Annotated in this window: 23 protein-coding genes; 9 read left to right on the plus strand and 14 right to left on the minus strand. The window is 69.1% G+C overall.

What is annotated here, in order from left to right; all coding sequences use genetic code 11:
* Nucleotides 1–307: 307 nt before the first annotated feature.
* Together hisS and BST14_RS22045 are read right to left on the minus strand one after the other, a co-directional pair.
* Nucleotides 308–1,570 (minus strand): histidine--tRNA ligase, encoded by a 1,263-nt coding sequence (hisS, locus tag BST14_RS22040; protein WP_083066489.1) that lies wholly within the window; start codon nt 1,568–1,570, stop codon nt 308–310.
* A gap of 3 nt (nt 1,571–1,573) precedes the next feature.
* The gene (locus tag BST14_RS22045; protein ID WP_083066490.1) at nt 1,574–2,230 is read right to left on the minus strand and encodes an MBL fold metallo-hydrolase; all 657 of its coding nucleotides are present in this window, start codon (nt 2,228–2,230) and stop codon (nt 1,574–1,576) included.
* 114 nt (nt 2,231–2,344) lie between these two features.
* Here BST14_RS22045 and BST14_RS22050 point away from each other — a divergent pair, with 114 nt between their 5' ends.
* Nucleotides 2,345–3,241: a peptidylprolyl isomerase gene (locus BST14_RS22050; RefSeq protein ID WP_083066491.1), complete on the plus strand. Its 897-nt coding sequence runs from the start codon at nt 2,345–2,347 to the stop codon at nt 3,239–3,241.
* Between the two features lie 3 nt (nt 3,242–3,244).
* On the opposite strand, the gene BST14_RS22055 is transcribed toward BST14_RS22050, so the two are convergent.
* The 6 genes from BST14_RS22055 to yajC form a co-directional block, all read right to left on the minus strand.
* Complete coding sequence (locus BST14_RS22055) at nt 3,245–5,623, minus strand: RelA/SpoT family protein (RefSeq protein ID WP_083066509.1); 2,379 nt, start codon at nt 5,621–5,623, stop codon at nt 3,245–3,247.
* A gap of 43 nt (nt 5,624–5,666) precedes the next feature.
* Complete coding sequence (locus BST14_RS22060; RefSeq protein WP_083066492.1) at nt 5,667–6,209, minus strand: adenine phosphoribosyltransferase; 543 nt, start codon at nt 6,207–6,209, stop codon at nt 5,667–5,669.
* Nucleotides 6,210–6,216: 7 nt separating this feature from the next.
* Nucleotides 6,217–7,881, minus strand: a complete 1,665-nt coding sequence (locus BST14_RS22065) for an ABC transporter substrate-binding protein (protein ID WP_083066493.1) — start codon at nt 7,879–7,881, stop codon at nt 6,217–6,219.
* A 5-nt stretch (nt 7,882–7,886) separates the two neighbouring features.
* Nucleotides 7,887–9,152 carry a protein translocase subunit SecF gene (secF, locus tag BST14_RS22070; protein WP_083066494.1) on the minus strand — a complete coding sequence of 422 codons (1,266 nt, stop codon included), beginning with the start codon at nt 9,150–9,152 and terminating at the stop codon, nt 7,887–7,889.
* 3 nt (nt 9,153–9,155) lie between these two features.
* The gene (gene secD, locus BST14_RS22075) at nt 9,156–10,976 is read right to left on the minus strand and encodes a protein translocase subunit SecD (RefSeq protein ID WP_083066495.1); all 1,821 of its coding nucleotides are present in this window, start codon (nt 10,974–10,976) and stop codon (nt 9,156–9,158) included.
* Between the two features lie 113 nt (nt 10,977–11,089).
* Nucleotides 11,090–11,416 (minus strand): preprotein translocase subunit YajC, encoded by a 327-nt coding sequence (gene yajC / locus BST14_RS22080; RefSeq protein WP_083066496.1) that lies wholly within the window; start codon nt 11,414–11,416, stop codon nt 11,090–11,092.
* A 231-nt stretch (nt 11,417–11,647) separates the two neighbouring features.
* Here yajC and gabT point away from each other — a divergent pair, with 231 nt between their 5' ends.
* Together gabT and car are read left to right on the plus strand one after the other, a co-directional pair.
* The gene (gene gabT, locus BST14_RS22085; protein ID WP_083066510.1) at nt 11,648–12,988 is read left to right on the plus strand and encodes a 4-aminobutyrate--2-oxoglutarate transaminase; all 1,341 of its coding nucleotides are present in this window, start codon (nt 11,648–11,650) and stop codon (nt 12,986–12,988) included.
* A 149-nt stretch (nt 12,989–13,137) separates the two neighbouring features.
* The gene (gene car, locus BST14_RS22090; RefSeq protein WP_083066497.1) at nt 13,138–16,650 is read left to right on the plus strand and encodes a carboxylic acid reductase; all 3,513 of its coding nucleotides are present in this window, start codon (nt 13,138–13,140) and stop codon (nt 16,648–16,650) included.
* Between the two features lie 64 nt (nt 16,651–16,714).
* Here car and BST14_RS22095 read toward each other — a convergent pair whose 3' ends face one another.
* The 6 genes from BST14_RS22095 to ruvC all read right to left on the minus strand — a co-directional run bounded on the left by BST14_RS22095 (nt 16,715) and on the right by ruvC (nt 21,220).
* Complete coding sequence (locus tag BST14_RS22095) at nt 16,715–17,404, minus strand: hypothetical protein (protein ID WP_083066498.1); 690 nt, start codon at nt 17,402–17,404, stop codon at nt 16,715–16,717.
* A gap of 128 nt (nt 17,405–17,532) precedes the next feature.
* Complete coding sequence (locus BST14_RS22100; RefSeq protein WP_083066499.1) at nt 17,533–17,919, minus strand: DUF1304 domain-containing protein; 387 nt, start codon at nt 17,917–17,919, stop codon at nt 17,533–17,535.
* A 115-nt stretch (nt 17,920–18,034) separates the two neighbouring features.
* On the minus strand, nt 18,035–18,730 hold the full coding sequence (locus tag BST14_RS22105; RefSeq protein ID WP_083066500.1) for a hypothetical protein: 696 nt from the start codon (nt 18,728–18,730) through the stop codon (nt 18,035–18,037).
* 266 nt (nt 18,731–18,996) lie between these two features.
* Nucleotides 18,997–20,058: a Holliday junction branch migration DNA helicase RuvB gene (gene ruvB, locus BST14_RS22110; protein WP_083066501.1), complete on the minus strand. Its 1,062-nt coding sequence runs from the start codon at nt 20,056–20,058 to the stop codon at nt 18,997–18,999.
* Nucleotides 20,055–20,657, minus strand: coding sequence for a Holliday junction branch migration protein RuvA (ruvA, locus tag BST14_RS22115; RefSeq protein ID WP_083066502.1), 603 nt, complete (start codon nt 20,655–20,657; stop codon nt 20,055–20,057). Before ruvA ends, ruvB begins: the two co-directional genes overlap by 4 nt.
* Entirely contained in the window at nt 20,654–21,220 is a 567-nt protein-coding gene (gene ruvC, locus BST14_RS22120) for a crossover junction endodeoxyribonuclease RuvC (RefSeq protein ID WP_083066503.1), read from the minus strand. The genes ruvA and ruvC overlap by 4 nt, the downstream gene beginning before the upstream one ends.
* 180 nt (nt 21,221–21,400) lie before the next feature.
* Here ruvC and BST14_RS22125 point away from each other — a divergent pair, with 180 nt between their 5' ends.
* The 6 genes from BST14_RS22125 to BST14_RS31755 form a co-directional block, all read left to right on the plus strand.
* A complete protein-coding gene (locus BST14_RS22125; protein ID WP_083066504.1) occupies nt 21,401–22,012 on the plus strand; it encodes a DUF4178 domain-containing protein in 612 nt (203 codons plus the stop codon).
* A 16-nt stretch (nt 22,013–22,028) separates the two neighbouring features.
* Entirely contained in the window at nt 22,029–22,535 is a 507-nt protein-coding gene (locus BST14_RS22130) for a DUF2617 family protein (RefSeq protein ID WP_083066505.1), read from the plus strand.
* Complete coding sequence (locus BST14_RS22135; protein ID WP_083066506.1) at nt 22,532–22,963, plus strand: DUF4247 domain-containing protein; 432 nt, start codon at nt 22,532–22,534, stop codon at nt 22,961–22,963. Before BST14_RS22130 ends, BST14_RS22135 begins: the two co-directional genes overlap by 4 nt.
* 26 nt (nt 22,964–22,989) lie before the next feature.
* Complete coding sequence (locus BST14_RS22140) at nt 22,990–23,445, plus strand: DUF350 domain-containing protein (protein WP_083066507.1); 456 nt, start codon at nt 22,990–22,992, stop codon at nt 23,443–23,445.
* Nucleotides 23,442–25,034, plus strand: a complete 1,593-nt coding sequence (locus tag BST14_RS22145; RefSeq protein WP_083066508.1) for a polyamine aminopropyltransferase — start codon at nt 23,442–23,444, stop codon at nt 25,032–25,034. Before BST14_RS22140 ends, BST14_RS22145 begins: the two co-directional genes overlap by 4 nt.
* A 46-nt stretch (nt 25,035–25,080) precedes the next feature.
* Nucleotides 25,081–25,258: transposase (locus BST14_RS31755; protein WP_142279208.1), on the plus strand; the 178-nt coding region annotated here is incomplete at its 3' end.

The raw sequence follows: 25,258 nt of genomic DNA on the forward strand, positions 1-25,258 counted from the left end.
ACAGCTGCTCAAAGTGACCACGACCAAGTCCGAACCCTCCAGCAGAATCCGCATCCCCAAGCGCGCACAAACACATGGGGCAACGAATCCACCCTCGCGCGCATCTTGACGTGAGGCAACACGCACTGACTCAAACTTTTTGGCCGGGTCGCAGGGTGTGGATACTCGCGGCCGCAGCTGAAAGGCTGTGGAGATGCTCGATCACGTCGCACGAAGATGCCCGCCGAGAAGAAGCCCCGGCTGGCACCGGCCGTGCGGAACCCACTAACGGCGTTGATCGTCAGGATCACCCGCATTCCGAACGGACCTAGCGGCCGAGCCGCCCGAGCACCTCGGCGACGACGGAATCCAGCGCGACGGGGACCTGCTCCCCGGTCCCGAGGTCCTTCACGCCGGCCGTGCCGGACTCGAGATCCCGGTCGCCCAGGACCAGCGCGATCCGGGCGCCGGACCGGTCGGCGGCGCGCATCGCACCCTTGAGTCCGCGGTCGCCGTAGGCCATGTCGACGCGCACACCGCAGCCGCGCAACTGCGCGGCCAGCACCGCCAAACGCAACTTGGCCTGCTCGCTCAGCGGCACGCCGAACACCTCGCAGCGCGCGCTCTCCCCCGCGCTCTTGCCCTCGGCGCGCAACGCCAACAACGTGCGGTCCACGCCGAGCCCAAACCCGATGCCGGACAGGTCTTGTCCGCCGAGCTGGCGCATCAGGCCGTCGTAGCGGCCGCCACCCCCGATGCCGGACTGCGCGCCCAGGCCGTCGTGCACGAACTCGAAGGTGGTCTTGGTGTAGTAGTCGAGCCCGCGGACCATCCGTGGGTTGATGACGTAGGGCACTCCTATTGCGTCCAGGTGCGCCAGCACGGTGTCGAAGTGCTGCTTGGCCGCGTCGGACAGGTGATCGAGCAGCACCGGCGCATCGGCCGTCATGGCGCGCACGTGCGGCCGCTTGTCATCGAGCACACGCAGCGGATTAATCTGCGCCCGCCGTCGCGTTTCCTCGTCCAGGTCGAGACCAAAGAGGAACTCCTGCAACAGTTCCCGGTACTGCGGACGGCAGCTGTCATCGCCGAGTGAGGTGATCTCCAGGCGAAACCCGTCGAGCCCGAGCGAGCGGAAACCCGCGTCGGCGATGGCGATCACCTCGGCGTCCAGGGCCGGGTCGTCGACGCCGATCGCCTCCACTCCGACTTGCTGCAGCTGTCGATAGCGGCCGGCCTGCGGGCGCTCGTAGCGGAAAAACGGTCCCGCGTAACAGAGTTTGACCGGCAGCGCGCCGCGGTCCAACCCGTGTTCGATCACCGCGCGCACCACCCCGGCGGTGCCTTCGGGCCGCAGGGTCACCGATCGGTCGCCGCGGTCGGCGAACGTGTACATCTCTTTGGACACCACGTCGGTGGATTCACCAACCCCGCGGGCGAACAGCGCGGTGTCTTCGAAAATGGGCAGCTCGATGTCGCCGTAGCCGGCCCGGCGGGCGGCGCCCAGCAGGCCGTCGCGCACCGCGACGAATTGCGACGAGTCCGGCGGGACGTAGTCGGGTACGCCCTTGGGCGCAGAGAATTCCGGCACGGGCTACAGGCCTTCGAGGAACGGGTTGAGCCGGCGCTCGGCGCCGATGGTGGTGGATTTGCCGTGCCCGGGCAGCACCACGGTGTCGTCGTCGAGCACCAGAAGCTTGTCGACGATCGACGTCAGCAGGTCGCGCCCGCTGCCGCCGAACAGGTCGGTGCGGCCCACCGAGCGCTCGAACAGCGTGTCACCGGTGAACACGACGTCCTTGTCGGACGACACCCGAAACACCACCGACCCGCGGGTGTGTCCGGGCGTGTGATCGACGTTGACGGTCACACTGCCCAGGTCCAGCTTGTCTCCGTCGCGGTCCAGCTCGACGACCTGCTTGGGCTCCCGCCAGAAGGCGCCCGCGACCATCTGCGCCAGCCGTGGGCCCAGGCCGTAGATCGGGTCGGTGAGCATGAACCTGTCCTCGGGATGGATGTAGGTCGGACAACCGTAGGTGTCGGATACCTTCTGCGCCGACCACATGTGGTCGATGTGTCCGTGGGTCAGCAGCACCGCGGCCGGCGTCAGCCGGTTCTCGTCCAGGATCTTGCGCAGCGCGCCCATCACCCGCTGCCCCGGATCCACGATGACGGCGTCCGTCCCAGGCCGCTGCGCCAGCACGTAGCAGTTGCACTGCAACACGCCGGCGGGGAATCCGGTGATCAACACGCTTCCCAGTTTCCCACGGGCCCCACTTGACACGAGTCGCGGCGCCCACATTAGCCTGAGCTGGCACCTCACCCGTATCAGGGGACTCCGAGCCATCATGGAGGCATAGCGGCCGTGCCGACCAACGAACAGCGACGCGCCAACGCCAAACGCAAGCTCGAACGACAGCTGGAGCGGCGCGCCAAGCAGGCCAGGACGCGCCGGATCGTGCTGATCGCGGCCGCCTCGATCGTCGCCGTGGCCGTGATCGTGGCGGTGGTGATCACGATCGTCAACACCAAGCACGACCACAAGAGCAACACCGCTGCGTCGACGACCACCAGCACCAGCGGCTCGCCGGAGTCCACGACCCCCGCCGGACCGACGCCGAACGCCGCGCCGCTGCCGCCGTTCAAGCCGTCGGCCGAGGTGGGCGCCAACTGTCAGTACCCGGCCTCGCCTCAGCCGGCCGCCAAGCAGGTCAACCCGCCGCGGACCGGCAAGGTGCCGACCGATCCGGCCCAGGTGAGCGCCAGCATGGTGACCAACCAGGGTCACATCGGCCTGATGCTGGCGAACAACGAATCACCGTGCACCGTCAACAGTTTCGCGAGCCTGATCGGCCAAAAATACTTCGACGGCACCAAATGTCATCGGTTGACCACGTCGCCGAGCCTGGGCGTCCTGCAGTGCGGCGACCCCAAGGGTGAGGGCACCGGCGGCCCGGGCTATCAATTCGCCAACGAATACCCGACCGACCAGTACCCCCCGAACGACCCGAAGGCGCAGGAGCCCGTTGTCTATCCGCGCGGCACGCTGGCCATGGCCAACGCCGGGCCCGGCACCAACGGCAGCCAATTCTTCCTGGTGTACAAGGACTCCCAGCTGCCGCCGCAATACACCGTGTTCGGTACCATCCAGGCCGACGGGCTGGCCACCCTGGACAAGATCGCCAAGGCCGGCGTCGCCGGCGGCGGTGAAGACGGAGCACCCGCGACCGAGGTGACCATCACCTCGCTCATGCTCGACTAGGGCTCAGGCCGCGGACGTCACGCGGTAGACGTCGTACACGCCTTCGACGTTGCGCACGACGTTGAGCAAGTGGCCGAGATGCTTCGGGTCGCCCATCTCAAAGGTGAAGCGGCTGATCGCAACTCGGTCACCGGAGGTGGTCACCGACGCGGATAGGATGTTGACCTTCTCGTCGGCCAGCACTCGGGTGACGTCCGACAGCAGCCGGTGCCGGTCGAGCGCCTCGACCTGGATGGCCACCAGGAACACCGACGACGGCGAAGGCGCCCAATGCACTTCGATGATGCGCTCGGCCTGCTGCTGCAGCGAGGCGGCGTTGGTGCAGTCGGTGCGGTGCACGCTCACCCCGCCGCCGCGGGTGACGAACCCCATGATCTGGTCGCCGGGCACCGGTGTGCAGCACTTCGCCAGTTTGGTCAGCACGCCCGGCGCGCCGGGCACCGAAACGCCGACGTCGTCGCTGCTGCGCGGGCGGCGCAACATGGTTGTCGGCGTGGAGCGTTCGGCGAGGTCCTCCTCGGCCTGGTCGATGCCGCCGAGCTCGGCCAGCAGCCGCTGCACCACGTGCCGGGCCGACACGTGCCCCTCACCGATCGCGGTGTAGAGCGCGGAGACGTCGATGTAGTGCAGCTCGCGGGCCACCGCCGCAAGCGTCTCGCCATTGACCAAGCGCTGCAACGGAAGTCCGCCGCGGCGCACCTCGCGGGCCATGGCGTCCTTGCCGGCCTCGAGCGCCTCCTCGCGGCGCTCCTTGGCGAACCATTGCCGGATCTTGGCCTTGGCGCGCGGCGACACCACGAACTGCTGCCAGTCCCGCGACGGCCCGGCGTTGGCGGCCTTGGAGGTGAAAACCTCGACCACTTCGCCGTTTTCCAGCTTGCGCTCCAGCGCCACCAGCCGGCCGTTGACCCGGGCGCCGATGCAGCGGTGGCCGACCTCGGTGTGCACCGCGTAGGCGAAGTCGACCGGTGTGGACCCGTTGGGCAACGTGATCACGTCCCCCTTCGGGGTGAACACGAAGATCTCTTGCACCGCAAGGTCGTAACGCAGGGACTCGAGAAATTCGCCGGGGTCGGCCGCCTCCCGCTGCCAGTCGAGCAACTGACGCATCCAGGCCATGTCGTCGATCTCGGCGGCGGCGTGCGGATGCGGAACGCCGTTGCGCCCCTTGGCTTCCTTGTAGCGCCAGTGCGCGGCGATGCCGTACTCGGCGGTCCGGTGCATGTCCCGGGTGCGGATCTGCACTTCCAGCGGCTTGCCCTCCGGACCCACCACGGTGGTGTGCAACGACTGGTACACGCCGTATCTCGGCTGGGCGATGTAGTCCTTGAACCGCCCCGCCATCGGCTGCCACAGCGAGTGCACCACGCCGACGGCCGCATAGCAGTCCCGGATCTCGTCGCACAGGATGCGGATGCCGACCAGGTCGTGAATGTCGTCGAAGTCGCGGCCCTTGACGATCATCTTCTGGTAGATCGACCAGTAGTGCTTGGGGCGGCCCTCCACCGTCGCCTTGATCTTCGACGCGTTCAGCGTGTTGACGATCTCGGCGCGGACCTTGGCCAGGTAGGTGTCGCGCGACGGCGCACGCCCGGCGACCAGCCGAACGATCTCCTCGTACTTCTTGGGGTGCAGGATCGCAAACGACAGGTCCTCCAGTTCCCATTTGACGCTGGCCATCCCCAGCCGATGCGCAAGGGGCGCAATAACTTCCAGTGTCTCGCGGGCCTTGCGCGCCTGCTTCTCAGGCGGCAGGAACCGCATGGTGCGCATGTTGTGCAGCCGGTCGGCGACCTTGATCACCAGCACCCGCGGGTCACGCGCCATCGCCGTGATCATCTTGCGGATGGTCTCGCCCTCGGCGGCGCTGCCCAGCACCACCCGGTCCAGCTTCGTCACCCCGTCGACCAGATGGCCCACCTCTTCACCGAAATCCTCGGACAAAGCAACCAGGGTGTACCCGGTGTCCTCGACGGTGTCGTGCAACAGCGCGGCCACCAAAGTGGTGGTGTCCATGCCCAATTCGGCCAGGATGGTGGCGACGGCCAGCGGGTGGGTGATGTAGGGGTCACCGGAATGGCGCAGCTGGGTGGCGTGGCGGGAGTCGGCGACCTCGAAGGCGCGCTGCAGCAGCGACACGTTGGCCTTCGGGTAGATCTCGCGGTGCACGGCCACCAGCGGTTCGAGCACCGGGTTGAGCGTGCTGCGCTGGGCGGTCATCCGCCGGGCCAGCCTGGCCCGCACCCGCCGCGACGCGCTGCTGGACGCCTTCAGTGATTCGTTCGGCAGCTCCGGAGTGGCCATCGGCTGCGTGATGGGTGGCGACTCCGTGGTTTTAGTGGGCGCGTCAAGCGCTTGCGCCGCGCTGTTTTCCTCCGCCACGTTGGTCACCTCCGAATTCGAGGATATCGCGTGATCCGACGGGCTAGGCGCGGCTCAGGCTGTGGACTGTTAACGGCGCGACCGCTTCCCGGCCGCACAAAGCGCTCAGCTCCACCACCACCGCCGCCGCGCTGACCCGGGCGCCGGCGCGCCCGAGCAGCCGGACCGCGGCGGCCAGGGTGCCCCCGCTGGCCAGGACGTCATCGATGATCGTGACGTTGCGCCCGCGCAGGTCCAGGCCGTCGGCGGGGATTTCCAGCGTCGCGCTGCCGTATTCCAGGTCGTACCGCTCGGCGTGCACCGGCGGCGGCAGCTTCCCCGCCTTGCGGACGGCCAGCACGCCGGTCTGCAGCCGGTCGGCGACGGCCGCGGCCAGCAGGAACCCCCGGGCCTCGATGCCGGCCACCAGATCGGCGCCGGATGCGATCTCGGCCAGCGCGCCGGTGATGGCCGTCATCGCCGTCGCGTCCGCGAACGCCGGGGTGAGGTCCTTGAACTGGACGCCCGGCCTGGGGAAATCGGCCACCTCTCGCGTCAGCGACGCGATCAACTCGGCCACCGGCGTCCGTTCGGCGGCGTTCGTCACCGCATCCTCACTGGATCAGGGCCCATCGGTCCATGTTCCAGCCCGCGCCCCAGCGGGTCGGGTTCTTGCTCACCGCGTACATCTTCTTCGAGGTCAGCAGCGTGCGCTGTTGACGGTACAGCGGCAGGGTGGGCATGTCGCCCCACAGTACCGGCGCGGTTTCGGTCAGCAGCCTGGCGCGCTCGGCGGCGTCGCCCGACACCGCCAGCGCCTCGATCGCGTTGTCGACCTGCGGGTTGCTGTATCCGGACAGGTTGTTGCCGTTGCCGGTGTGCAGGGCGTAGGCATCCAGCGCCGACGACCCCGTCGACCCGCTGCCGGTGGCCCCGCCGGTGCTGGCCAGCAACGCGTCGATCTTGCCGTCCCGCAGCGCCTGCGGCCCCGGGCCGTCCAGGATGACGCCGGTGACGGTGACCCCGGCCGCGGCGCACGCCTTGGTGATGACGCCGACGTTGACCGCGAGCCGGGCGTTGGGCCCGTGGTAGCCGATCCGCACCGTCAAGGGCGCACCCCCGAGCGCGGCGCGCGCCGCGGCCGGGTCGGACTTGGCGAATGGGTCGGCGTCGCCCGCCGCGTCTGCGGCGGACACGGCGTCGTCGATGGCCGGTTCCAGGCGCGAGTTGGCGATCGGTGTCCCGGCATCCTTGGCAAGCGAGTCGCGCGGCGTGCACAGCGCGACCGCGCGCCGGGCCTTGGGCGCGGCCAGCGGCCCCCGCGGGGCGAAGATGAGCTGCTCGATGCCGCTCGACGGGCCGTCGGAGCGCTCATAGTTATCGGGTGTGGTCAGGGCGCCGGACGAGCCCGAAGCGACGTCGACCACCTCGACGCTGCGGCTGTTGACCCGGTCCTGGATGTCGGGCCCCTGCGACCACACGGTGACCCGCTTGGTGATCGCCTTGGGGCCCCACCATCGGTCGTTGGCGACCAGCACCACCGCGCCGCCATCGAGGATGGATTCGATCTTGTACGGCCCCGACGACGGAAAGCGCTTTTCGAGCGCGTCTTTTTGGAGCCCGGGTTTGAGGTCCCAGACGGTGTTCCACAGCTTCGCGATCTGGGCCACCAGCGGCCCATCGTTGCTGAGCAGGGCCGCGGTCACATCGACGTTGAGTTGGTCGGCGATGACGTGCGACGGCATCAGCGAGGTCGCGGTGAACAGCTGGTTGTAGTCGACGACGCCGCGGTCGGGGATGAACGACACCCGGGCCTTCTTTTGCCCGGGGATGCATTCGACGTTGGCGATGTCGATGTAGCCGGCCTGGGTGGCGGCGTGGAAGTCGGGGAACTTGCCGGACTGCGCCGCCCAGGCGAGCACGATGTCATCGCAGGTCACCGGCTTACCGTCGGAGTAGACGGCGTTGTCGGCGATCTGGTAATCCAGCACCAGCGGCGTGCCGCCGACCACCGAAACGGTGCCGAAGTCGCGGTCGGCGACGATCTGCCCGTCGGGGCCGTGATAGCTGAAGCCGGTGAGGGTGCGGGCGAACGCCTGCGCCCCGGCCGACGCGGCGCCGGCGACGGTGTTGGTGTTGTAGGTGGACAGCGGGCCGTCGACCACGTAGTCGATCTGGGAGGCGGCGCTACCCGCGCAGGCGGTCAGCGCGGAACCCGCCGCCAGCAGCACCGCCAATCCGGCGCCGATCCACCCCGTCAGGACCCGACGGCTGGCCATGGTGACTACCGCCGGCCGACGTTCCGCTTGCCGGTGGGACGCCGGGTCCCGGTCGGCCGCACCGGGCGAGCACCCGGTGCCGGCTTGCTCGGCGCGGGCTTGGACGGCTCGGCCGCGGCCGCCGTTTCCGGCGGTTCGTCGGCGGTGTCGGCGTGGTCGTCGCCGGCGGTCTCGGCCGCTCGCGAGCCGGGGCTGCGCCGCCGGGTTACGCGCCGGGTGTGGGTGCGCACCAGCTCGGTGCGCTCGCGCAGCGTGACCAGCAGCGGCGTGGCGAAGAAGATCGACGAGTAGGTGCCGACCAGGATGCCTACCAGCTGCACCAGCGCCAGATCCTTCAGCGTGCCGACGCCCAGCAGCCACACCGCCACCACCATCAGCGCCAGCACCGGCAGCACGCTGATCAGGCTGGTGTTGATGGACCGCATGAACGTCTGGTTGATCGCCAAATTGGCCTGCTCGGCGAAGGTGCGCCGGGTGGTGTGCTGGAAGCCGTGGGTGTTCTCCTCGACCTTGTCGAACACGATGACGGTGTCGTAGAGGGAGAAGCCGAGGATCGTCAGCAGGCCGATGACGGTGGCGGGCGTGACCTCGAAACCGATCAGCGAGTACACCCCCGCGGTGACGCTGAGGTCGAACACCATGGTCGTCAGCGCGGAGATGGCCATGTACCGCTCGTAGCGCACCATGATGTAGACGCCGACCAGCACCAAGAACACGGCGAGCGCGATCAGCGCCTTGTCGGTGATCTGCTCGCCCCAGGTCTCGGAGACCGCCGCGTCGCTGATGGCCTGCTTGCTGGGCTTACCGTCGGTGCCCTTGGGTCCGAAGGCATCGAAGAGGGCGTTGCGCAGCTTCGTCGTCTGATCGTTGGTCAGAGTTTCCGAGCGGATCTGCACGGTCGCGCTCGCGCCGTTGCCGACGACCACCACCGATTCCGGATCCTTGCCGAGGGCCTTGTGGAACACCTCCGAGACCTGCGAGGTGTGCACGGTGCCCGTCTTCCCGGCGGCGGGCATCGACACCGTCGTGCCTCCGTTGAAATCGATGCCGAAGGTGAAGCCCCGCACCAAGATCGACACGATGGCGACGGCGACGATCGCGCCGCTGATGCCGAACCACAGCCGGCGGCGCCCGATGACCTCGAAGGCGCCGGTGCCGGTGTAGAGGCGCGACAGGAAGCCGTGGTGCGGGGCGCTCCCGGTCAACTCGGTGGCGCCCTGGGAGGCTTCGGTGAGCTCGGTAGCGTCTTTGGAGGCTTTGGAGGAAGTCATGCGCTATCCCCGTCCCGTCTTGACCTGCGCCGAAGCCCGGCGTTCGCGGGCGACCCGCTGGACGGCGCCCAGGCCGTTGTAGGCCGGCTTCGCCAGCGTCGGGGACTTGGACGCCAGGTACACCAGCGGCCAGGTCACCAGGAACACCACCACGATGTCGAGGACCGTGGTGAGCCCCAACGTGAAGGCGAAGCCGCGCACCTGGCCGATCGCCAGGGCGTAGAGCACCGCGGCGGCCAGAAAGGTGACGGCGTTGCCCGACACGATTGTCTTGCGGGCCCGCACCCAGCCTCGTGGCACCGCCGACCGGAACGAACGGCCTTCGCGGATTTCGTCTTTGATGCGTTCGAAGAAGACGACGAACGAGTCGGCGGTGGTGCCGATACCGATGATCAGACCCGCGATGCCGGCCAGATCCAAGGTGTAGTTGATCTGGCGGCCCAGGATCACCAGGATGGCGAAAATCATTGCGCCGGAGGCGGCCAGGGACAGGGCCGTGAGCAGTCCCAGCACCCGGTAGTAGAGCAGCGAGTACACCAGCACCAGGATCAAGCCGATGGCGCCCGCGATCAGGCCCGCGCGCAGCGAGGTCAATCCCAGTGTCGCCGAGACGGTTTGGGCCTCCGAGGCCTCGAAGGACAGCGGCAGCGAGCCGTATTTCAACACGTTGGCCAGCTGCTTGGCCGTTGCGGCGGTGAATGGCGGATCGCCACCACTGATCTGGGTGCGGCCGCCTGGGATCGCCTCCTGGATCATCGGCGCGCTGACCACTTGCGAGTCCAGGGTGAAGGCGGTCTGGGTGCCGATGTGGGCGGCGGTGAAGTCGGCCCAGGTGTTCGCCGCGGCGGACTTGAACTGCAGGTCGACGACGTAGCCGATGCCGCGCTGGTTCTGGCTGGCGCTGGCGTCCTGGATCTGGTCACCGCTGATGATGGACGGTCCCAGCAGGTAGGCGACCTTGTGGTCGGTGGAGCAGGTGATCAACGGCTGGGCGGGATCGTCGTTGCCGGCCAGAATGTCTTCTTTGTCGCAGCGCGTCGCCTGGAACTGCAGGGCGAGGAACTGGATGCCCTGACGCGTGCTCTGGCGCCACTTCTTCTCGTCGGCGATGCGGTCGGCCAGTTCCTTGCGCGGGTCGGGCGGCGCGGGCTGCTCGCTCGGCGGCGCCTCGGCCGCGGGACCCGCGGGAGCCGGTGCGCCGGGCGCGGGAGCCGGGGCGGGGGTCGGCGCCGGCGCGGGGCTGGGCGTCGGCGGCGGGTCCTGCGGATACGGCCGGGGCTGGGCACCCGGGTGAGCGGGAGCCGGCTGCGCGGGAGCGGGCTGACCCGGTGCCGGTTGATCGGGGGGGGGCTGAGCTGGTGCCGGCTGGCCGGGCGCGGGCCGACCCGGAGCCGGCTGGCCGGGCGCGGGCTGGCGCGGCGCCGGCTTGGGCTCCGCGCTCTGGGCCGGCATGGAGTTGAGCACCGGCCGGATGTAGAGCCGGGCGGTCTGGCCCAGGTTGCGCGCCTCGTTGCCGTCGTTTCCGGGGACCGTGATGATCAGGTTGTCGCCGTCGACCACGACCTCCGAACCGGAGACGCCGAGCCCGTTGACCCGGGCACCGATGATCTGCTGGGCCTGCGCCAACGCCTCGCGGCTGGGCTTGGATCCGTCCGGGGTGCGCGCGGTCAGCGTGACGCGGGTGCCGCCCTGCAGGTCGATACCAAGCTTCGGAGCGGCTCGCTTGTCCCCGGTGAGGAACACCAACAGGTAAACGCCGACGAGCAATAACAAGAAGACCGACAGGTAGCGGGCAGGGTGCACCGGCGCCGAAGACGATGCCACGTTCCTTCTATCTCCTCGTTATCGGTTACTTACCCCGGACAGAGCCTACGTGGCCCTGATTTGCCGGTTGCGCAAGCGGTCCGCCGGCGCAGCGATCGACGGGCAATGGGCCGTCAGGAATCCTTGCTGATCGAGCCCTCGTCGGCGGAGTCGTCGCCGTCGGCCAGGTCTTCGTCGTCGTCGGGCAGGATCCGGTCCCGGATCGCCAGCTTCATCCAGGTGGTCACCACCCCGGGGGCGATCTCCAAGTCCACGTTGTCCTCGGTGATGGCGACGACGGTGGCCTGCAGGCCCGACGTGGTGTGCACCCGGTCGCCCGGGCGCAGTGATTCGTGCAGGTCGATGGTGGCCTGCATCGCGCGCTTCTGACGACGCGATGCCAAGTACATGAACCCGCCCATGATGAGCAGGAACGGCAGGAACAGGATCAGACTCTGCATGGACGCGCCTGTCTTTCGTCGTAAGTGTTCTTCGGCGTTACGGGGCTTCACCAGGCGTGGGTGCCGGTAGGACTCGGGCGTCGCGCACCTCGTAACGGTCCAGTGTGCCCGTTCAGTCTGGCAGGCCGTGGGCCGCAACCGGCCGCCACGGTGCACCGAGTGCCCGTCGGGGTCAAGCTCGATAGGCTTTTGATGCGACGTGACTCGCGCGGCGCGGGGAGGAGTTATGTGGTGGCCAGCCTCGAGCAGACCCGCCAGCTGGTCACCGAGATCCCCGGTCCGGCGTCGCTGGAACTGAGCAAGCGGCGAGCGGCGGCGGTGTCGCACGCGGTGAACGTGTCGGTGCCGGTTTTCGTGGCGCGCGCCGGCGGCGGAATCATCGAGGACGTCGACGGCAATCGGCTGATCGATCTGGGATCCGGCATCGCGGTGACGACGATCGGCAATTCTTCGCCCCGGGTGGTCGAGGCGGTGCGCGCGCAGGTGGCCGAGTTCACCCACACCTGCTTCATGGTGACGCCTTACGAGTCCTATATCGCCGTCGCCGAGACGCTCAACCGGATCGCCCCGGGTTCGGGAGAGAAGCGCTCGGTGCTGTTCAACTCCGGCGCCGAGGCGGTGGAGAACGCCGTCAAGGTCGCGCGCGCATACACCCGCAAGCCGGCGGTGGTGGCGTTCAACCACGCCTACCACGGCCGCACCAACCTGGCGATGGCGCTGACCGCCAAGTCGATGCCCTACAAGGGCGGCTTCGGCCCGTTCGCGCCGGAGGTCTACCGCGCGCCGCTGTCCTACCCCTATCGGGACGGCCTGGTCGACAAGGAGCTGGCCGCCGACGGGGAGAAGGCCGCCGCGCGCACCATCAACATCATCGAAAGCCAGATCGGCGCCGACAGCCTGGCCGCGCTCATCATCGAGCCGATCCAGGGCGAGGGCGGGTTCATCGTGCCGGCCGAGGGCTTCCTGCCCAGCCTGCTGGACTGGTGCCACAGGAACGACGTGGTGTTCATCGCCGACGAGGTGCAGACCGGATTCGCGCGGTCGGGCGCCATGTTCGCGTGTGAGCACGAGGGCGTCGAACCCGACCTGATCTGCACCGCCAAGGCCATCGCCGACGGGCTGCCGCTGTCGGCGGTCACCGGGCGGGCGCAGCTCATGGACGCCCCGCACGTCGGCGGCCTGGGCGGCACCTTCGGCGGAAACCCGCTGGCCTGCGCGGCGGCGTTGGCGACGATCGAGACTATCGAGAACGACGGCTTGATCGAACGAGCGCGGCAGTTGGAACGCTTGATCACCGAACCGCTGCTGCGTCTGCAGGCCGGCGACGACCGGATCGGCGACGTGCGCGGCCGGGGCGCCATGATCGCCATCGAACTGGTGAAGTCGGGAACCGCCGAGCCCGACAAAGAGCTGACCCAGAAGCTCACCGTCGCGGCCGCCGCCGCCGGCGTGATCGTGTTGACGTGCGGCATGTGGGGCAACGTCATCCGGCTGCTGCCCCCGCTGACCATCAGCGACGAGCTGCTGGCCGAGGGCATCGACATCCTCGGCGGACTGCTGCGCGACCTGTAAGCCGGGACACCCGCGGGAGCGGGTGGGCAATCTCACAACCACCACAAACGCCGAATCATGGTGGAATACCTTTACTTTAGCTAACGTTCTATAGGTCAGCGCGGACAGCGCAATTTGACTCGCTAACTTTCATTCGCAAGGGATCTGTTATGTCGACTGCCATTCACGACGAAGAACTCGACCGCCGCATCGAGCAACTCACCGCCAACGACCCCCAGTTCGCCGCCGCCCGACCGGACCCGGCGATCACCGCAGCCACCGAACGGCCCGGGCTGCGGCTGCCTCAGATCATCGCGACCGTGCTCGACGGTTACGCCGACCGCCCGGCACTGGGGCAGCGCGTCGTGGAGTTCGTCAAGGACGCCAAGACGGGACGAACGACCGCCGAGCTGCTCCCCCGCTTCGAGACCATCACGTACGGCGAACTGGGAGAACGGGTTTCGGCTCTCGGCCGTGCCTGGGCCAATGACTCGGTGCGCCCCGGCGATCGCGTCTGCGTGCTCGGCTTCAACAGTGTTGACTACACCACCATCGACATCGCGCTGGGCTGCATCGGCGCCGTGTCGGTGCCGCTGCAGACCAGCGCGGCGATCTCGTCGCTGCAGCCGATCGTCGCCGAAACCGAGCCCACCCTGATTGCCTCGAGCGTCAACCAGCTGCCCGACGCCGTGGAGCTGATCCTGGCCGGCGACCACGCGCCCGGCAGGCTCGTGGTGTTCGACTACCAACCGGAGGTCGACGACCAGCGCGAGGCGGTGGACGGCGCCGTGGCCCGGCTGGCCGGGACCGACGTGGTGGTCGAGAAGCTCGCCGACGTGTTGCAGCGCGGCAAGGACCTGCCCCCGGTTCCCGAGCAGCAGACCGACGAGGACTCGCTCGCGCTGCTGATCTACACCTCCGGCAGCACCGGCGCCCCGAAGGGCGCGATGTACCCGCAGAGCAACGTCGGCAAGATGTGGCGGCGCGGCAGCAAGAACTGGTTCGGCGAGAGCGCCGCATCGATCACCCTCAACTTCATGCCGATGAGCCACGTCATGGGGCGCGGAATCCTCTACGGCACGTTGGGCAATGGCGGCACCGCCTACTTCGCGGCCCGAAGCGACCTGTCCACCCTGCTCGAGGACCTCGAGTTGGTGCGGCCCACCGAGATGAACTTCGTCCCGCGGATCTGGGAAACGCTGTACGGCGAATTCCAGCGCCAGGTCGAGCGACGCCTGGCCGACGGCATCGACCGCGAGGTGGTCGAAGCCGAGGTGTTGGCCGAACAGCGCCAGTACCTGTTGGGCGGGCGGTTCATCTTCGCGATGACGGGCTCCGCACCCACCTCACCGGAGCTGAAGAAGTGGGCCGAGTCGCTGCTGCAGATGCACCTGCTGGACGGCTACGGCTCCACCGAGGCCGGAATGGTGTTGTTCGACGGGGAGATTCAGCGCCCGCCGGTGATCGACTACAAGCTGGTCGACGTCCCCGACCTGGGTTACTTCAGCACCGACCGCCCGCATCCGCGCGGTGAGCTGTTGCTGCGGACCGAGAACATGTTCCCCGGCTACTACAAGCGGGCCGAGACCACCGCCAACGTGTTCGACGACGACGGCTACTACCGGACCGGTGACGTGTTCGCCGAGATCGCCCCGGACCGACTGGTGTACGTCGACCGCCGCAACAACGTGCTCAAGCTCGCCCAGGGTGAGTTCGTCACGCTGGCCAAGCTGGAGGCGGTGTTCGGCAACAGCCCGCTGATCCGCCAGATCTACGTCTACGGCAACAGCTCCCAGCCCTACCTGCTGGCCGTGGTGGTGCCGACCGAAGAGGCGTTGGCGGACAACGACATCGAGTCACTCAAGCCCAAGATCGCCGACTCGCTGCAAAAGGTCGCCAAAGAGACCGGCCTGCAGTCCTACGAGGTGCCGCGCGACTTCATCATCGAGACCACCCCGTTCACGCTGGAAAACGGTCTGCTGACCGGGATCCGCAAGCTGGCGTGGCCGAAGCTCAAGGCGCACTACGGCGAACGGCTCGAGCAGATCTACGCCGACCTGGCCGCGGGACAGGCCAACGAGCTGGCCGAACTGCGCCGCAGCGGCGCGCAGGCGCCCGTGCTGCAGACCGTCAGCCGCGCCGCGGGCGCCATGCTGGGCGCGGCGGCCGGCGACCTGTCACCCGACGCCCACTTCACCGACCTGGGTGGAGACTCGTTGTCGGCGTTGACATTCGGCAACCTGCTGCGCGAGATCTTCGACGTCGACGTGCCGGTGGGCGTCATCGTCAGCCCGGCCAACGACCTGGCGGCCATCGCCGCCTACATCGAGGCCGAGCGCCAGGGCTCCAAGCGGCCGACGTTCGCCGCCGTGCACGGACGCGGCGCCACCACGGTGCACGCCAGTGACCTCACGCTGGACAAGTTCCTCGACGCCGCCATCCTGGCCGGCGCCCCGAGCCTGCCCAAGCCGGCGACGGAGGTGCGCACTGTGCTGCTGACCGGCGCCACCGGATTCCTGGGCCGCTACCTGGCGCTGGACTGGCTCGAGCGGATGGACATGGTCGACGGCAAGGTCGTCGCGCTGGTGCGGGCGAAGTCCGACGACGAGGCGCGCGCCCGGCTGGACAAGACCTTCGACAGCGGCGACCCGAAACTGCTGGCGCACTACCAGAAGCTGGCCGCCGACCACCTCGAGGTCATCGCGGGCGACAAGGGCGAGGCCAACCTCGGCCTGGACCCGCAGACCTGGCAGCGACTGGCCGAGGAGGTCGACATCATCGTCGACCCGGCGGCGCTGGTGAACCACGTGTTGCCCTACAGCGAGCTGTTCGGGCCCAACGCGGTGGGCACGGCGGAGCTGCTCCGGATCGCGTTGACGTCCAAGCAGAAGCCCTACACCTACGTGTCGACGATCGGCGTGGGCGACCAGGTCAAGCCGGGGGAGTTCGTCGAGAACGCCGACATCCGGCAGATCAGCGCCACCCGCGAGATCAACGACAACTACGCCAACGGCTACGGCAACAGCAAGTGGGCCGGCGAGGTGCTACTGCGTGAGGCGCACGACCTGTGCGGTCTGCCCGTCTCGGTGTTCCGCTGCGACATGATCCTGGCCGACACCAGCTACTCCGGTCAGCTCAACCTGCCGGACATGTTCACCCGGCTGATGCTGAGCCTGGTCGCCACCGGTATCGCGCCCCGGTCGTTCTACGAGCTCGACGCCGACGGCAACCGGCAGCGGGCACACTACGACGGTCTGCCGGTCGAGTTCATCGCCGCCGCGATCTCGACGCTGGGAACGCAGATCACCGATAGCGACACCGGGTTCCAGACCTACCACGTGATGAACCCGTACGACGACGGCATCGGTCTGGACGAGTACGTCGACTGGCTGGTCGAGGCCGGGTATTCGATCGAGCGCATCGCCGATTACGCCGAGTGGCTGCGGCGGTTCGAGACGTCCCTGCGGGCCCTGCCGGATAAGCAGCGTCAGTACTCGCTGCTGCCGCTGTTGCACAACTACCAGAAGCCGGAAAAGCCGATCAACGGCTCGATGGCGCCCACCGATGTGTTCCGCGCGGCGGTGCAGGAAGCGAAAATCGGCCCCGACAAAGACATTCCGCATGTCACGGCGCCGGTGATCGTCAAGTACGTCACCAACCTACAGTTGCTCGGCCTGCTCTAAAGCCCGGGAACGCAATCGCCCAGTCCCGTTGCGGGACTGGGCGATTGCCTTTGATCGGCGCTGACTACTGCTGCGGGTGCGGCCAACGCAGATACGCGGCGTTGGCGCCGGCCCCCGCCGCGGCGCGGTTGCGGCGCCATCCCCGCTTGGGCTCGGGGTCCGCCGCGGATCGCGGCTTGGTCAGCGCGCCCGAGGAGACCTCGGCCGGCTCGTAGGCCGTATCCCGGTAGGGTTCGACGGCCGGGGCGGCGGCGGGTTCGGCCGCCACCGGGTACACGTCGCGGGCCAGCCGCACGGCGGTGCGGGCCAGCACAACCCCACCCACGAAGATGATCAGCGCGCCCAGGCCCGAGAAGTAGGTGACCTCGAGCGCCGCGCGCTTGCGTTCGGTCGCGGCGATCGGGTCACCGGCGGAGCCGATTCCCAACACCGGGGCGACCTGGCCGCCCACGACGAACCAGGCGCCCGCCAGCACGGCCAGCCAGCCGCCGAGCATGGCGGCGATACGGTTTCCCGCGACGATCAGCATCAGACCGCCGAGCACGGTGGCCGCGCCCGGCGCCACTTCCAGCCAGCCCCGGGCCGTGCTCCATGCCCAGTCCCGGTCCGGTGTGTAGGCGAAATTGAAGTGCGGACCAACAAACGGTATTAACGCCCCCCAGGCTCCCAGAATGACCAGGAGCAATCCGCTGACCGCGCCTCGCGAGCGCGGCATACTCAGCCCGCGGGTTTGGCCGTCTTGTGCGTATTTCATGACATCCCCTCGTTGAATACCGGGTCTGTTTCCGGCCCGGGCTGGTTACCCAGCGACTTCCACTACTAACCCACGCGGCAAACGAAAGCCAGCGCTGGCCGGGGCTTTTGAGGCTGGTGAGGCTGGTGTTACTGGAGAAGTCCGAGTAGCAGCAACACGATGGCGATCGCCGGAAACGTGCCCTGCGTCGCCGCGGCGCGGGCCTTGTCCGGTGCGGACGCGACCAACACCACCGCCGCGGCGGCCATCGACCCGACGCCGGCGAAGATGAGCGCGGCCCCAACACCCCTGTGCCCCAAGGCAACCGCCCCGATGCCCACGCCGGTGACGATGGCCAGGAACAAGTTGTAGAAGCCTTGGTTGAAGGCCAGCGTCTTGGTGGTCTCGGCTTCGGCGGCGGTGGTGCCGAAGGTGGCCCGGGTGCGTGGCGAGGTCCAGGTCAACGATTCGATCACAAAGATGTAGACGTGCAGCAACGCCGCCAGCGCGGCGAACACCAATGCGACGGCGATCATCGCTCCTCCTCGCTGTCCGGGCGCCGGTGAACTCTACCGATCGGGGGTTGACCGGGCCAGCCCGACGCGGCAAGGCCCCGGCAGCCGAGGGCTACCGGGGCCTTGCCCCAGTGCGTCAGGCGCCCGCGTGGTGGTGCCGGCGGAACAGGCCACCGCCGCCGCCGGTGCGCCGGCGGAACAGGCCGCCCCTGGTGCGTCCGCCTGTCTGGGGTCCCGCCGCGACGGCGTTCGGGTGCGCCGGCGCCGCGCCGCGGGTCTCGTCGTACATGGCCGGTTCGGCAGCCGGCACGGCCTCGCCCGCGACCGGCGCCGGGTGCGTCACCACGACGTCACGCGCGTGCCGCACGGCCAGCCGTGCCACCGCTGCACCGCCCAGGAACACGATCAGGGCCCCCAGACCGGTGAAGTAGGTGACCTCGAGCAGGGCGCGCTTTAGGTCCGTCGACGCCATCGGTTGACCGACGTCGCCGATCCCGAGCGTCGATGCGAACGCGCGGCCGACCACGAACCAGGCGCCGCCGGCGACCGCCAGCCAGCCCCCGAACACGGCGCTGGCCCGATTGCCGGACATGAGCACCAGCAGGCCGCCCACCGCCGTCGCGACGCCGGGGAGCACCTCGAGCCAGCCTTTGGCCGTAGTCCACGTCCATGCCGGGTCGGCCATGTACGCCCAGTCGATGTTGGGCCCGAAGAAGGGCACCAGTGCGCCCCACGCGCCCAGCAGTATCAGCAGTAGCCCGGTTAGCGCGCCGCGGGTACGTGGCATGGACAGCGCGCGGGGTCGGTCGTAGTCGTCGCTCGTGGTCCTCATCGGAACCTCCTTCAACAAGTATCGCTGTGTGAGCCTGGTTACCCGGCGAGGCCGGGGTGTAACCGGTCGACGGCCGCGCACCCGTTTGCTGGGGCCGTCCGGGCGCGGGTGCGGCCGGCGTGCCCGGCGCCGCACCGCGGCCGTGATAGCCGCTCTGACCAGGCCGGGGGCGCGATCGGGGGAACGCCGGGGCCGTGCCGGGAGCAAAGGCCACGATTTGGCCGCGAAGCGGCCGGGCGGCGACGAACGACCCGGACGGGCTACCGTCAGTCGAACAATCCCGGTTGGCCCAGGCCGGTCACCCCGGCCGGCGGGGCCATGCCGAGGTGCGTCCACGCCTGGGCGGTGGCCACCCGGCCCCGCGGGGTCCGCGCGACCATGCCGGCGCGGACCAGGAACGGCTCACACACCTCCTCGACCGTGGCGGCCTCCTCGCCCACCGCCACCGCCAGCGTCGACACGCCGACCGGGCCGCCGCCGAAGCTGCGGGTCAGCGCCGAGAGCACCGCCCGGTCCAGCCGATCCAGCCCCAGCTCGTCGACGTCGTAGACGGCCAGCGCGGCCTTGGCGACGTCCTGGGTGATCACGCCGTCGGCGCGGACCTCGGCGAAGTCGCGAACCCGGCGCAGCAACCGGTTGGCGATCCGCGGCGTCCCCCGCGAACGGCGGGCGATCTCCTCGGCCGCATCGCCGCCCAGTTCGATGCCCAGGATGCCGGCGGATCGGGCCAGCACCCGCTCCAGCTCCGAGGGCTCGTAGAAATCCATGTGCGCGGTGAAACCGAACCGGTCCCGCAGCGGACCGGTCAGCGCGCCCGACCGGGTGGTCGCGCCGACCAGCGTGAACGGCGCCACCTCTAGGGGAATCGACGTCGCGCCGGGGCCCTTGCCGACCACCACGTCGACCCGGAAGTCCTCCATGGCCAGGTACAGCATCTCCTCGGCGGGCCGGGCGATGCGGTGGATCTCGTCGATGAACAGCACGTCGTGCTCGACGAGGTTGGACAGCATGGCCGCCAGGTCACCGGCGCGTTCCAGCGCGGGCCCGGACGTCAGCCGCAGCGAGGACCCCAGCTCGGCGGCGATGATCATCGCCAGCGACGTCTTGCCGAGCCCCGGCGGGCCGGACAACAGGATGTGATCCGGTGTGCCGCCCCGATTTTTGGCGCCCTCGATGACCAGCTGCAGCTGCTCGCGCACCCGCGGCTGGCCGATGAACTCGCGCAGCGAGCGCGGTCGCAGGCTGACGTCGATGTCGCCCTCGCCGGGCGCCAGTGCGCTGGAGACCTCCCGGTCTTCGTAGTCGTCGCCGAAGTCGTGCGGGCTCATCGGGACCTGCCCAGCAGTGACAGGGCGGCGCGCAGGGCGCCCGAGGTGGTGACGTCGTGCTCGGCGGCCAGCACCTTGTCGGTGGCTTCCTCGGCCTGCTTGACGGCGAACCCGAGCCCCACCAGCGCCTCCACCACCGGGCTGCGGACCGCGTGGCCGTTGAGCGCCGCACCGGGCGACGCTCCCCCGGCCGCGGCGCCGGCGCCGACCTTGTCGCGCAGTTCCAGCACCATCCGTTCGGCGCCGCGCTTGCCGATGCCGGGTACCCGGGTGAGCGCGGTGACGTCGCCGTCGTGCAGCGCTTGGCGCAGCGCCCCGGCGTCGTGCACGGCCAGGGTCGCCATCGCCAGGCGGGGCCCCACCCCGGTCACCGACAGCAGCGTCAGGAACAGGTCGCGGGTATCGGTGTCGGTGAAGCCGTACAGCGTCATCGAGTCCTCGCGGACGATCATCGCGGTGATCAGCCGCGCCTCGGTCCCGGCCCGCAAGGCGGACAGCGTCGACGGGGTCGCGTTCACCCGGTAGCCGACGCCGGCCGCCTCGATCACCACATGATCGAGGGCGACCTCGAGGACCTCACCGCGCACCGAGGCGATCATCGCGCGGCCTTGCGCTTGGCGCCCAACTTGGCCCGGTACTTCTCGCGCTGCTCGGCGGCCATCGCCTCGGCCGCGGCCATCCGAGCGATCATCGGCGCCCGCCAGCAATGACAAATCGCCAGGGCCAGCGCGTCGGCGGCATCGGCCGGTGTCGGTTTCGCTTGCAGCGCAAGGATTCTGGTGACCATCGCGGTGACTTGCGCCTTATCGGCAGCGCCGTTGCCGGTGACCGCGGCCTTGACCTCGCTGGGGGTGTGGAAGTGCACGTCGATGCCGCGTTTGGCCGCCGCGAGCGCGACCACCCCGCCGGCCTGGGCGGTGCCCATCACGGTCGACACGTTCAGTTGGGAGAACACCCGCTCGATCGCCACGACGTCCGGTCGGTGGGTGGCCAACCAATGCTCGACGGCGTCGCTGATGTTCACCAGCCGCTCGGCGAGCGCCGCGTCCGACGGCGTGCGCACCACGTCGACGTCCAGCACCACGACCGTGCGCCCGCGCCCGCTTTCGACGACCGACAGGCCGCATCGGGTCAGGCCGGGATCGACGCCCATCACCCGCATTCCCGCTCCCACCTAGTAGAACAGTCGTTCGATACCCTAGCGGCCGCCGCCGACGGGTCCGGGTGGGACACGCGGCGGCGCCGCCGATTCCCGGCGTGACGTTACGACGCCGAACCCGCGAAAAAGCTGTTAACTTTAGCCCCACGTTCGCTCAAGCAAAGTGGCAACGAAGGGGTTGGCGTGGGATCTTTGCTGGTCATGATCGCCGTGGTGCTCTTCATCGCGTCCATCGTGGTGTTGGTGGTGGCTTTGCGGCGACCCAAGCAGCCGACCCAGCGCGCCGGGCGCCCGGATCCGCTCCTCGCCGACGCGATGCCGCAATTCGGGCCGCGCCAGCTCGGTCCCGGCGCCATCGTCAGCTATGGCGGCACCGACTACATCGTGCGCGGCTCGGTCACCTTCCGCGAAGGCCCCTTCGTCTGGTGGGAGCACTTGCTGGAGGGCGGCGACCAGCCGCTGTGGTTCAGCGTCGAGGAGGACGACGGACGCCTGGAACTCGCGATGTGGGTGACCCGCAAGGACGTGCCGCTGCGGCCCGGCGACCCCTACGTGGTCGACGGGGTGATGTTCCATGAGTCCGAATGCGGCCGCGCCTCCTACACCACCGAGGGCACCACCGGCCTGCCGGCCGGCGGCGAGATGGAGTTCGTCGACTGCACCAACGCCGATGAGTCGGCGCTGCTCTCGTTCGAGCGCTGGGCCCCGGACATGCCCTGGGAGGTTTCTACGGGCAAGTCCGTCTCCCCCGGTGAAATCACCGTGTATTCGGCACCCCCACCCAGCCCGGCGTAGCTGGAAGGTCAGGTCGGTGCCCCTTCATCAGCTCGCCGTGACCCCTGCCGACGTGTCCGGCGAACGGCTGGGACTCGCGCTCAACGCGCCCGTGCCCGCGCCGCTGGCCAGCTGCCGGCTGGACCACCCCGGCGGCGGCCCGGCGCTTTTGCTCGGGGTGCTCGGCGCTTCACACGTCGTCGCGGTGGAGCACGCCTTCTCGGAGGAGATCTCCTGCACCGCACGCAATCTCGGGGCCGACCTGCCCGAGCGCACCGAAGCGCCCGGCTACTGCCTGCGGTCGCGCACCGACATCCACGGCGAGGCGAGCTTTCGCCGGCTCGCACGGGACCTGCGCGCCCGGTGCGCCCGCCGGTCGGGCTGGCTCGGCGGCACCTTTCCCGGCGATGATGCCGCGCTGACGGTGCTGGCCGCCGAACCCGACGGCGCGGGCTGGCGCTGGCAGACCTGGCACCTCTATCCGAGGCGCCGCCCCGGCACCGGCGGGGCGGTGGTCCACACGGCCAGCCGGTGGCGCCTGTGAGCCGCAACCGCTTGTTCGTGCTCGCCGGGGTGCTGGCCGCCGCCGGCGTGACGTGCCTAATCTTCGGAATCATCCTGTTGCAGAAGAACATCGCGTCATACGTCGCCGGCCACTATCACGAGTACGCCCGCGACGTGAACGGGACTCGTTACCAGTGCACCGGGACACCCGACCAGGCGGCCGACGCGCTGGCCGACTATGCCGAACCGGACGCGCGGGCCGCGAACGGCAGAACCGAGTACCTGCGCTACCGCAACAACATCGTGATCGTCGGACCCGACGGCACTTACCCGTGCAGCATTCGCGTCGAACCGCTGAGCGCCGGATACAGCCACGGCGCCTTCATCTTTCTCGGCCCCGGATTTTCCCCTGGGTCTCCGTCGGGCGGCGCCGGAGGCACCCCCGGCGGCCCTGGCGGAACCAAGTGACTCCCACCACCGCAAAGGAGAGCGCCATGTACCTCGCCGTCGAGATCGGCACCGTCAACCTCAATCCCGTGCTGAAGGGCGCCGTCGCGACCATCCTGTACTTCGCAGTCGGCATGGCCGTGCTGCTCGTCGGGTTCTACGCGGTCGACGTGCTGACCCCCGGCAAGCTGCGCCGGCTGGTGTTCATCGACCGCCGCCCGAACGCGGTGGTGGTCGCCGGCGCGATGTACATCGCCCTGACGATCGTGATCATCACCGCGATCGCCAACAGCTACAGCCAGCTGGGCCAGGGCCTGGTCGGCGTGGCGGTGTACGGGTTGATGGGCGTGATCCTGCTGGGCGTCGCGCTGTTGACCATGCACCTGCTGATACCGGGCAGTTTCCACGAGCACATCGACTCACCCGAGCTGCATCCAGGGTCGTTCGCGGTGGCGCTGATACTGCTCGCTGTGGGAGGGGTGACCGCCGCGGCGGTGTCATGAGCGCGGTCGGGTCGGCGGACGAGGTGCGTTCGCCCGCGGCGGCGCGGCTTGCGCCGTCGTCGGGGCGGTGGCGGGCGCTGTTGCTGGCCGCCGTGGCGGCCTGCGCGGCGTGCGGCATCATCTACGAACTCGCGCTGCTGACGCTGTCGGCCAGCCTGGACGGCGGGGGCATCGTCGCAACCTCCCTGATCGTCGCGGGCTACATCGCCGCGCTGGGCGTGGGCGCCCTGGTGGTCAAACCCCTGCTGGCGCACGCCGCGATCAGCTTCATCGCCGTCGAGGCGCTGCTGGGCATCGTCGGCGGCCTGTCGGCGGCGGCGCTCTACGTGGTGTTCGCGTTCGTCGACGGGTCGACGTGGGTGCTGGCGGTGAGCACCGCGTTGATCGGTGGCCTGGTCGGTGCCGAGGTGCCGCTGCTGATGACGCTGCTGCACCAGGGGCGGACACGCCCCGAACAGGACCAAGCGGCCGATGCCGGCCGCACGCTGGCCGACCTCAACGCCGCGGACTACCTGGGCGCGCTGCTGGGCGGACTGGTCTGGCCGTTCCTGCTGCTGCCGCAGCTGGGAATGATTCGCGGCGCGGCGGCCACCGGCATGATCAACCTGGCGGCGGCTGCCGTCGTGGCCGTTTTCCTTTTGCGCCAAGTGGTTTCGATACGGCAGCTGGTGTTGGCGCTGTGCGCGCTGGCCGCCGCCGCGGCGCTGCTGGGCACCCTGCTGCTGCGCTCGGCGGACATCGAAACCACAAGCAGGCAAAGGCTTTATGCCGACCCGATCATCGCCTACCGGCACACGGCCTATCAGGAGATCGTGGTGACCCGCCGCGGCAACGACACCCGGCTGTATCTGGACGGGGGCCTGCAGTTCTCCACCCGCGACGAATACCGCTACACCGAGAGCCTCGTCTATCCCGCCCTCGGCGACGGCGCCCGTTCGGTGCTGGTGCTCGGCGGCGGAGACGGCCTGGCGGCCCGCGAATTGCTGCGCGTCCCCGGCATTTCCAAGATCGTGCAGGTGGAGCTGGACCCCGCGGTGATCGACATCGCGCGCACCACGCTGCGCGGCGCCAACGGCGGCTCGTTGGACAATCCGCGGGTGGCCGTGGTGACCGAGGACGCGATGAACTGGTTGCGCCGGCCGACTGTGGACCGCTTCGACGCCGTCATCGTCGACCTTCCCGATCCCGACACGCCGATGCTGGGCCGGCTGTACTCAACGGAGTTCTACGCGCTGATCGCCCGCGCGCTGAGACCCGGCGGGCTGATGGTGGTGCAGGCGGGCAGTCCCTTCTCCACCCCGACGGCGTACTGGCGCACGGTGTCGACCATCCGCGCCGCCGGCTACGCGGTCACGCCGTACCACGTGCACGTGCCCACGTTCGGTGACTGGGGATTCGCCCTGGCCCAGCGTGCCGGCACCGCCCCCGCGCCGCGGGTGCCGGCGAATGCGCCCCCGCTGCGTTTCCTCAACCAGCAGGTGCTCGACGCCGCCGGCGTGTTCTCCGGCGACATCGGCCCGCGACCGGTGGAGCCGTCCACCCTGGACAATCCGCGCATCGTCGAGGACATGCGGCACGGCTACGACTAGGGCGTGTCTGGCAAAGATTTTGGATGTTGTGCCCGAGGCTTGAGTCATGTCGCGGTTTCAGTTGCTCACCGATGCTCAGTGGTCGTTGATTGAAGATTTGCTTCCGACTCGGACAGGCAAGCGGGGCAGGCCCTTTCAGGATGCCCGCTCGATGGTCGAGGGCATTATTTATCGGTACCGGTGTGGGATCGCCTGGCGAGACGTGCCCGGGGCGTTCGGGCCGT

The organism is Mycobacterium arosiense ATCC BAA-1401 = DSM 45069 (genome assembly GCF_002086125.1).
GTDB lineage: Bacteria > Actinomycetota > Actinomycetes > Mycobacteriales > Mycobacteriaceae > Mycobacterium > Mycobacterium arosiense.